This window comes from Micromonospora sp. KC207, from assembly GCF_004348615.1.
Taxonomy (GTDB): domain Bacteria; phylum Actinomycetota; class Actinomycetes; order Mycobacteriales; family Micromonosporaceae; genus Micromonospora.
In genome coordinates, this window is the sequence record NZ_SMKJ01000279.1 from 1 (window position 1) to 9,388 (window position 9,388).

Here is a 9,388-nt window from a genome sequence, read left to right on the forward strand (position 1 = left end):
CGACAGACGGGGTCAAACGCCCTTAAGCCATCTTCCGCGCGACCGACCCGCAAACTGTAAAACACGAATCTTTCCCCTGATAGCTCGTGAACAGGGCTAACGTCGTGGGTAGCTCGGCTGACGTCGGGCTCAGGACGAAAAGGGATGGAGTGACGCAGGTCATGGCAAACAAGATGCTCGGGAAGGTCGTTGCGGGTGCCGCACTCGGCGGCGCGTCCCTGCTGGTGTTCACGCCGGGGATCGCGTTCGCGGACGGCCGCTACGACGGCGAGGCCCACGACGGCAAGGTCTATGCCAAGCCGCACGTCGTCAAGCCCGGCGAGAAGGTCCAGCTCCTCGAGGTCTGCCCGGAGCCCCAGGAACATGCCTACGTCTGGTCCAAGGTGACCGGCAAGGTCGAGCTGCACCCGGCCGAGAAGCAGGGCGAGCACGGCAACCAGGGCACGGAAGAGGGCTCCCAGGCCGATAAGAAGGCCGCCGAGGAGAAGACCGGCGAGGAGCACGGCAAGGCCAAGGAGAACGAGACGGCCAAGCCGAAGGAGGGCGAGAAGGCCGAGGGCGGCAAGGGCGGCGGCAACGCGGACGGCTCGTACAGCGAGGGGAGCGGCTACGGGTACGACCAGGGGGCCGAGAACGACTACGGCAAGAACGGGTACGAGAAGAACGGGTACGACAAGAACGGGTACGACAGCAACGGGTACGACAACAACGGGTACGACAACAACGGGTACGACAGCAACGGGTACGACAACAACGACCACGACAGCAACGGGTACGACAAGAACGACCACGACAACAACGGGTACGACAAGAACGACCACGACAACAACGGGCACGACAGGAAGCACGAGAAGCACCGGTCGGGCAAGAACTCCGACTCCGGCTCGAGCCCGGAGAAGGGGACCGGCTACCACCAGGAGAAGTCCTGGGAGCACAAGAAGGACTTCGTCTACTACGGCGAGGCACACGTCGCCGAGGACGCCGCCCCCGGCCGCTACGAGCTGAAGGGCTCCTGCGGCGAGGGCGAGTTGGTCGTGCTCCCGCGCGGCCACGTCGAGGGTGGTGACGGCGGCGCGGCCGGCGGCACCGACCGCGGGTTGGCCACCACCGGGGCCGGCATGCTGGGCGCCGCGGCGCTCGGCGGCATCGTGCTGATGCGGCGGCGGCGGGCCAATGGGTCCCTCGCCTGACGTGACGGCGACACCAGCCGGCGGCCGCCACGGGCAACCGTGGCGCGCCGCCGGCGCGGCCGTCGTCGTCCTGCTCGCCATGGCGGGCGCCGGGATGGTGGGCGCCTCGATGCACACCGCTGCCACGCCCCACCCGCCCCAACCGTTGCACCAGGGCGGCGGCGGCCGCGTGGGGGCTGGCGGGACGGTCGCCGGTCAGGGGGTTCCCGACGCCGACACGAAGGCGGCGGACGGGGCGCGGCCGGCGACCGGCCTGGCCCGGGCCGCCCCGACCATCATCTCGATCCCCCGCATCGGGGTCGACGCCCCGATCATGACGCTGGGCACCAACCCGGACGGCACCGTCCAGGTGCCCCCGCTGGAGCAGGCCATGAACGCCGGTTGGTACTCGCCGGGCCCGAGCCCCGGCGAGATCGGCAACGCCGTCGTCGTCGGGCACGTCGACTCGGCGAAGATCGGCGGCCCGGCCGTCTTCTACTCCCTCGGCGCCCTCCAGCCCGGCGACACCATCGAGGTGGCCCGCGCCGACGGCGGCCGGGTCACCTTCACCGTGGACGACGTCCGGTCGTACCCGAAGACGGCCTTCCCCACCGAGCTGGTGTACGGCCCCAACGACCGGGCCGGCCTGCGGGTCGTCACGTGCGGCGGGCAGTTCGACCAGGCGGCGGGCAGCTACGTGGACAACGTCGTCGTTTTCGCCACGATGACCGGCTGACCCGGGCGGGGACCGGTCGGACCCCGACCCCGCAGCGGTCCGCCCTCGACGCGTAACCGTGTCAGGCGGCCGATGTCCGCACCAGCGTGCGGATCTGGCGTAGCAGCACCGACAGCGCCGCGAGGTCCGCCCGCGACTCGTCGAACTCCCCCATCGCCCGCTGCGCCCGGTGGATCGACGTCGCGTTGGACTGCTCCCACTGCCCCACCCGCTCCCGCGGCGGCAGCGAGTCCGGCGTGGAGCCGAGCACCTCCGCGGTGAGCGCGGCCAGCGCGGCGTACAGGTCGTAGCGCAGCGCCATCCGGGCCAGGGTCTGCCAGCGGTCCGCCCGGGGCAGCAGGGAGATCTTCGACAGCAGCGAGTCGACCCGGAACCGGTCGGAGAGCACGAAGTAGACCGAGGCCACCTCGCCGACGTCCCGCCCGCTGGTCGCCGCCGTCTCCACGACGTCCAGCAGCCCGAAGCTGTACATCAGCCGGGTCGCCTGCTCGGCCAGCCCGCGCGGCAGCCCACGCGAGGTCATCGCGTCGATGTGGGCGGCGATGGCCTCCCGCTCGCTGCCGTAGAAAAGTTTTTCCAGGCCGGGTAGCAGCCGGGCCACCCCGTCGCGCAGCCGGGCGATCTCCGCCGGCACGTCGATCGGCGAACGCCGGTTGGTCACCAACCAGCGCACCGCCCGGTCCAGCAGCCGCCGGGTGTCCAGGTAGACCGCCGTCTGCAACTCCGGGTCGACCCGGTTGTCCAGGGCCTCGACCGCGTCCCACAGCTCGCGCAGCCCGAACACCTCGCGGACCACCACGTACGCCCGGATCACGTCCGCCGCCGACGCCGCCGTCTCTTCCACGACCCGGAAGACGAACGTGATGCCGCCCCGGTTGATCGCCTCGTTCACCAGCACCGTGGTGACGATGTCGCGCCGCAGCCGGTGCTGACCCATCCGGTCGGCGAACCGCTCCCGCATCGGCGTCGGGAAGTAGTTGACCAGGACGTCGGTCGTCCAGTCCTCGTCCGCGAGCCCCTCGGTGAGGATCTCCCGCTCCAGCACGATCTTCACGTACGCGAGCAGCACCGCGAACTCCGGCGCGGTCAGCCCGGTCTCGGTGCGGGCCGCCAGCTCCTCGTCCGGCGGCAACGCCTCCAGCGCCCGGTCCAGCGCGCCCGAGCGCTCCAGCTCGTTGATCATCCGCCGGTGCACCGGAAGCAGCGAGACGGCCTGGGCCTGTGAGTTGTTGATCGCGCGGGCCTGGTCGTAGTTGTCGCGCAGCACCAGCTCGGCGACCTCGTCCGTCATCCCGGCCAGCAGGTCGTCCCGCTCCGGCACGGTCAGGTCCCCGTCGGCGACCGCCGTGTTGAGCAGGATCTTGATGTTCACTTCGTGGTCGGAGCAGTCCACCCCGGCCGCGTTGTCGATGAAGTCGGTGTAGATCCGCCCGCCCGCCCGGGCGTACTCGATCCGGCCGAGCTGGGTGCAGCCCAGGTTGCCGCCCTCACCCACCACCCGGCAGCGCAGGTTCCGGCCGTCGACCCGGATCGCGTCGTTGGACTTGTCGCCCACATCCGCGTTGGTCTGGCTGGCCGCCTTCACGTACGTGCCGATGCCACCGTTGAAGAAAAGGTCCACCGGGGCGGTCAGGATCGCCTTCATCAGCTCCTGCGGCGAGAGCTGGGTGACCTCGTCGTCCAAGCCGAGCGCGGCGCGGACCTGCGGCGACACCGGCACCGACTTCGCGGTGCGCGGGTACACCCCGCCGCCGTCGGAGATCAGCTCGGCGGCGTAGTCCTCCCAGGACGACCGGGGCAGGTCGAACAGCCGCTTCCGCTCGGCGTACGAGGTGGCGGCGTCCGGGTCCGGGTCGACAAAGATGTGCCGGTGGTCGAACGCGGCCACCAACCGGATGTGCTCGCTCAGCAGCATCGCGTTGCCGAACACGTCGCCGGACATGTCGCCGACCCCGACCACGGTGAAGTCCTGAGTCTGGGTGTCGTGCCCCAGCTCCCGGAAGTGCCGCTTCACCGACTCCCACGCGCCCCGGGCGGTGATGCCCATCTTCTTGTGGTCGTACCCGGCCGAGCCACCCGAGGCGAACGCGTCGCCGAGCCAGAACTGGTGCCCCGCCGAGATCTCGTTGGCGATGTCGGAGAACGTGGCCGTGCCCTTGTCCGCCGCCACCACCAGGTACGGGTCGTCCGGATCGTGGCGGACCACGTCCTGCGGCGGCACGATCTCACCGGCGACGATGTTGTCGGTGACGTCGAGCATCGCGCCGACGAACTCCTGGTAGCAGGCGACCGCCTCGTCCCGGTCCCCCGGCTTCTGCTTCAGCACGAAGCCGCCCTTCGCGCCCACCGGCACGATCACGGCGTTCTTCACCATCTGCGCCTTGACCAGGCCGAGCACCTCGGTCCGGAAGTCCTCCCGCCGGTCGGACCAGCGCAGCCCGCCCCGGGCCACCGGCCCGTACCGCAGGTGCACGCCCTCGAACCGGGGCGAGTAGACGAAGATCTCGAACCTCGGCCGTGGGGCCGGCAGGTCCGGGATCGCCTGCGGGTCCAGCTTGAACGCCACGTACGGCTTCGGCCGGCCACCGACCGGCTTGGCGTAGAAGCTGGTCCGCAGGGTGGCCTGGATCAGCGTCAGGTAGGACCGCAGGATGCGGTCCTGGTCGAGGCTGGCCACGTCGTCCAGCGCCGCCTTGATCGCTGTCACCAGCTCCTCGCCGCGCTCGTGGCGCTGCTCGACCGTCGCCCCGCCGGGGGCGAACCGCGCCTCGAAGAGCTCCACCAGCAGCGCGGCGATCCTCGGGTACGCGATGAAGGTCTGCTCCATGTAGTCCTGGGAGAAGACCGTGCCGGTCTGCCGCAGGTACTTCGCGTACGCCCGCAGCACCACCACCTGCCGCCAGGTCAGCCCGCCGCGCAGCACCAGCTCGTTGAAGCCGTCCACCTCGGCCTCGCCCCGCCACGCCGCCGCGAAGGCGTTCTCCACGTGCGGGCGCACCTCGGCAAGCTCCTGGTGCCCCTCCGGCAGCCGCAGCCCGAAGTCGTACAGCCAGATCCGCCCGTCGATCCGTTCCACCTCGTACGGGTGCTCGTCGACGACCTTCACGCCGAGCGAGTGCAGCACCGGCAGCACGGCGGAGAGCATCATCGGCTCGCCGTACCGGTAGACCTTGAACCGGACGTCCATCGTCTCGTCGACGTCGGCGTCCCGGCCGGTGCCGCCCACGCGCGGGGCGAGTTGCTTGCGGAACAGGTGCATCTCCAGTTGGCCGGGCTCCTCCAGCAGCTCCAGCTTCGCCAGGTCCTTCATCGCCTCGTACGGCGTGTGCCCGTCCTTGTAGCCCTCCGGGAACGCGTCGGCGTACCGGCTGAACAGGTGCTTGGCCTGCTCGTCGCCGAGCTTGCGCTCCAGCACGAGGCGGTAGTCGTCGTCCCACAGCCGGGTCGCGTCGGCCAGCTCCTCGGCGAGCAGGTCCGCGTCGATGTCCCCCGGCGGGCGGGTCGGGTCGGTGCGGACGATGAAATGCACCCGGGCCAGCATCGACTCGGTGACCCGGGTGGTGTAGTCCACCCCGACGCCGTTCAGCTCGCGCAGCAGGATGTCCTGCATGCGCAGCCGGTTCTGCGTGGTGAACCGGTCCCGGGGCAGGTAGATCAGGCAGGAGATGAACCGCCCGTACGCGTCGCGGCGCAGGAAGACCCGCAGCTGCCGGCGGCCCGCCATGCGCAGCACGCCGATCACCGCGTGGTACAGGTCCTCGGTCTTGATCTGGAACAGCTCGTCGCGCGGGTACGTCTCCAGAATCTGCAACAGGTCCTTGCCGGAGTGGCTGCGCTGGCTCAGGCCGGAGCGGTCCAGCACCTCGGCCACCTTGCGGCGGACCACCGGCAGCCTTCGGACGCTCGTCCGGTACGCCGCCGTGGAGAACAGCCCGAGGAACCGCCGCTCGCCGACCACCTGACCGGCGTCGTCGAAGACCTTGAAGCCGATGTAGTCCAGGTAGGCCGACCGGTGCACGGTGGCCCGGGAGTTCGCCTTCGTGATGATCAGCAGGCGCTTCTCCAGCACCTTCTCGTACGCCTCGGGCGTCATCGACGACAGCGCCCGCGCCTCCGGGGAGTCCGATCGCAGGATGCCCAGGCCCGTGCCGAGCACCGCCTCCAGCGCCGGCCCGTCCCCGCCGGGGGCGTCGACCAGCCGGTACTCCCGGTAGCCGAGGAAGGTGAAGTGGTCGTGGGCCAGCCAGCGCAGCAGCTCCACCGAGTCCGTGATGTCCTTCTCCGGCACCGGCGGACGGCTGTCCGAGGTCCGGGCGGCGGCCAGTTCGTCGGCCAGGGACAGGGCCCGCTGGCGCATCTTCGGCCAGTCCTCGACGGCCTCCCGCACGTCGGTGAGCACCCGCTGCAACTCGCGGCGCAGCTTCTCCCGCTCGCCGGCGTCGCGGACCGGGTCGATCTCGATCCGCATCCAACTCTCGACCAGGTCCCCGACGATCGAGTCGTCGGGCTCCACGTCGGCGGCGACCTCGACCAGGCGGCCGAGCGGCTCGCGGCGGACCACCAGCAGCGGGTGGACCAGCAGGTGCATGTCGAGGTGGTGGGCGTTGAGCAGGGCGGTCACCGAGTCGACCAGGAAGGGCATGTCGTCGGTGACGATCTCGATCACCGTGTGGTGCTGGTCGGCGTCCGGCTCGTGGATCCGCAGCTTCAGCTCGCCCGGCACCCGCTGCTCGGCGAGGTCGCGGTGGGCGCGGGCGGCGTCCAGCATCTCCTCGGGGGTGAACCCGATCAGCTCCTCGTCCGGCGCGAACCGCCAGAAGCGGCTGACCAGTGTCGCCGCGTCGTGGTCGTCACCGGCGAGCGCGACGGCCTGGGCCACCAGGCGTTCGGCGTTCGGGACCGGCTCGTCGAGTTCGGCATCCTCGACGTCGTCGGCCAGCGCCTCCGCGGGCAGCCCGAGGTCGTAGAGGGTGTCGATGCTCGAACCGGTCATCCCGGTCACGCCTGTGTCGAGTCGGCCGAAGCCGTCCCCGTCGGTTGCCGAATCGAAACTGTCGTCCCGGCCGGTGTCAACCTGCCGGGGGTCGGGTCCCGGTTTGATCGCCGGACGCCGGTCCATCGGTGCCACTCCCCTCGACCCACCGCGTTGTGGGTCACTCTGCCGCCCAGCCTAGGCCCTGCCGATCGGTGCGTCCGATCGGACCTGTGCCCTGACGTACGGTTCGGGACGCTGTGTCTTTCGTCCGCTGCAGATCCTGGTAGGCCGGCTGGGGAATACCCGGCGCAGAAATTTCTTCACATCCCCGGGCACGTCTTCGCGCACGTGGCGGGCAGGGACAGTGCGCCGAGGGCGGCCGTACTACCGTGGCGGGCAGTCGGAGATCCGGAGGGACCGCCCGCATGCATCTGACACACCCGATCCGCCGCGCCCGACGGCCGCTCGCCGCGCTCGCGGCCACCGTGCTGGCCGCCGCCGCGCTGGTCGGCTGCTCGTCCGACGACGGCCCGGAATCGACCGTCGACGCCTTTCTGTCCGGTTGGGGCAAGGGCGACCTCCAGGCCGTCGGTTTCGTCACCCCGGCCGGGCTGAAGGTTCCCGCCGCCGACGTGACGCGCCAGATCCGCGAACTCTCCGGCGAACTGGCCGACACCCCGCCGACGCTGCACCGCACCGGCGACCCGAAGGTCGACGCGAACATCGCGACCGCCGGGGTCCGGATAGCGTGGGCCCTGCCCGGCGGCATCCGCTGGGAGTACGACCGCCAGCTACGGCTCACCACGGGCGACGACGGGCAGTGGCGGGTGATCTGGGAGCCGCAGGTGGTGCACGAGCAGCTCACCGATGGCGACCGGCTCGCGTTGCGCCGCGACGCCGCGCCCCGCGCCGGGGTGCTCGACGGCGCGGGCAAGCCGATCGTGACGCCCCGCCCCGTGGTCCGCGTCGGGCTGCAACCGAGCGAGGTCACCGACGCCAAGGCGGTGGCGCGGCAGCTCGACGCCGCGTTCCGGGCGATCCGGCCGGCCATCACCCCACCGGTCGACCTCTCCGACCTGCCCAAACGCCTCGCCGACGCCGACCCCGGCGCGTTCGTCGAGGTGGTGACGCTGCGCGACGAGGCGTACCGGCAGATCCGTTCCCGCGTCTACGACCTGCCCGGCACCAAGTTCCGGGCCGAGAAGCTCGACCTGGCCCCGACGCGCGAGTTCGCCCGGGCGCTGCTCGGCTCGGTCGACCAGGCCCAGGCCGACGACCTGGCCGCTCACCCCGACCGGTACCGCCAGGGCGACCTCGTCGGCCACGGCGGCCTCCAGGGCCGGTACGACGAGCGGCTGCGCGGCGCACCCGGCCTCACCGTGATAAGCGAGCGACCGGGGCCGGACGGCGCCCTCGTGCCGACCGGCACGGAACTGTTCCGGCAGGAGCCGAAGCCCGGCCAGGCGGTGCGGACCACCCTCGACGTGGCCACCCAGAACGCCGCCGACGCCGCGCTGCGCGGCGAGAAGCGCCGCTCCGCCCTGGTGGCGGTGCGGGTCGGCGACGGCGCGGTGCTGGCCGCCGCGAACGGCCCGGGTGCCGCCGGCGAGAACCTCGCGTTCACCGCCCAGGTGCCGCCCGGCTCGACGTTCAAGATGGTCAGCGCCCTCGGCCTGCTGGACCGGGGCGCGGTCACCCTGGCCGGCCCGGTCGCCTGCCCGAAGACGTTCACCGTGGACGGTAGGTCGTTCAAGAACTCCGACAACTTCGCCCTCGGCACCGTCCCGTTCCGCACCGACTTCGCGAAGTCCTGCAACACGGCGTTCGCCGCGCTCGCCCCGAAGCTCGGTCCCGACGGCCTCGCCCAGACCGGCCGGGCGCTCGGCCTGGAGGCCGAGTGGGACCTCGGCGTGGACGCGTTCACCGGCAAGGTTTCCGCCAACGGCTCCCCCGCGGAGCAGGCCGCCGCCGCGTTCGGGCAGGGCACCACCGTGGTCAGCCCGCTGGTCATGGCCGCCGCCACCGCCGCCGTCGCCCGGGGCCGCTGGGAGCAGCCGAAGCTCGTCGCCGACCCGGCCCCGGCCAAGGCCGCGCCCGCCGGGCCGCAGCTCAAGCCGGAGTCGGTCGAGCCGCTGCGCACGATGATGCGCGAGGTGGTCACCGCCGGCACCGCCACCGCCCTCGCCGACGCCCCCGGCGGCCCCGTACACGGCAAGACCGGCACCGCCGAGTACGACGACAACCCCGCGCACACCCACGCCTGGTTCGTCGGTTGGCAGGGCGACGTGGCGTTCGCGGTCTTCGTGGAGCAGGGCGGGTCGAGCGGGGCGAGCGCGGTGCCGATCAGCGAGCGCTTCCTGCGCGCCCTGGCTGCCAGCTGACTGCCGCCGGAAGGGATCGCACCGGGCTGCCATGTCGGCGACATGGGGGCATCCCGCCGCTCGGATACCGCCATGTCCCCGACATGGTGGCGGCCAGCGGGGCTTGTCGGTCAGGCGATGCCCTGTC

The 9,388-nt window shown here is 71.5% G+C and carries 4 protein-coding genes; 3 read left to right on the forward strand and 1 reads right to left on the reverse strand.

Features of this window, described 5'->3' with window-relative positions; all coding sequences use genetic code 11:
- Positions 1 to 161: 161 nt before the first annotated feature.
- Both E1258_RS33600 and E1258_RS26340 read left to right on the forward strand, forming a co-directional pair.
- The gene (locus E1258_RS33600) at positions 162 to 1,190 is read left to right on the forward strand and encodes a hypothetical protein (RefSeq protein ID WP_165949907.1); all 1,029 of its coding nucleotides are present in this window, start codon (positions 162 to 164) and stop codon (positions 1,188 to 1,190) included.
- Between the two features lies 1 nt (position 1,191).
- On the forward strand, positions 1,192 to 1,905 hold the full coding sequence (locus E1258_RS26340) for a class F sortase (RefSeq protein WP_132405852.1): 714 nt from the start codon (positions 1,192 to 1,194) through the stop codon (positions 1,903 to 1,905).
- A 61-nt stretch (positions 1,906 to 1,966) separates the two neighbouring features.
- On the opposite strand, the gene E1258_RS26345 is transcribed toward E1258_RS26340, so the two are convergent.
- A complete protein-coding gene (locus tag E1258_RS26345) occupies positions 1,967 to 7,024 on the reverse strand; it encodes an NAD-glutamate dehydrogenase (protein ID WP_132405854.1) in 5,058 nt (1,685 codons plus the stop codon).
- 281 nt (positions 7,025 to 7,305) lie between these two features.
- Between E1258_RS26345 and E1258_RS26350 the strand changes: the two genes are divergently transcribed.
- Entirely contained in the window at positions 7,306 to 9,261 is a 1,956-nt protein-coding gene (locus E1258_RS26350; RefSeq protein ID WP_132405856.1) for a penicillin-binding transpeptidase domain-containing protein, read from the forward strand.
- Positions 9,262 to 9,388 lie beyond the last annotated feature (127 nt).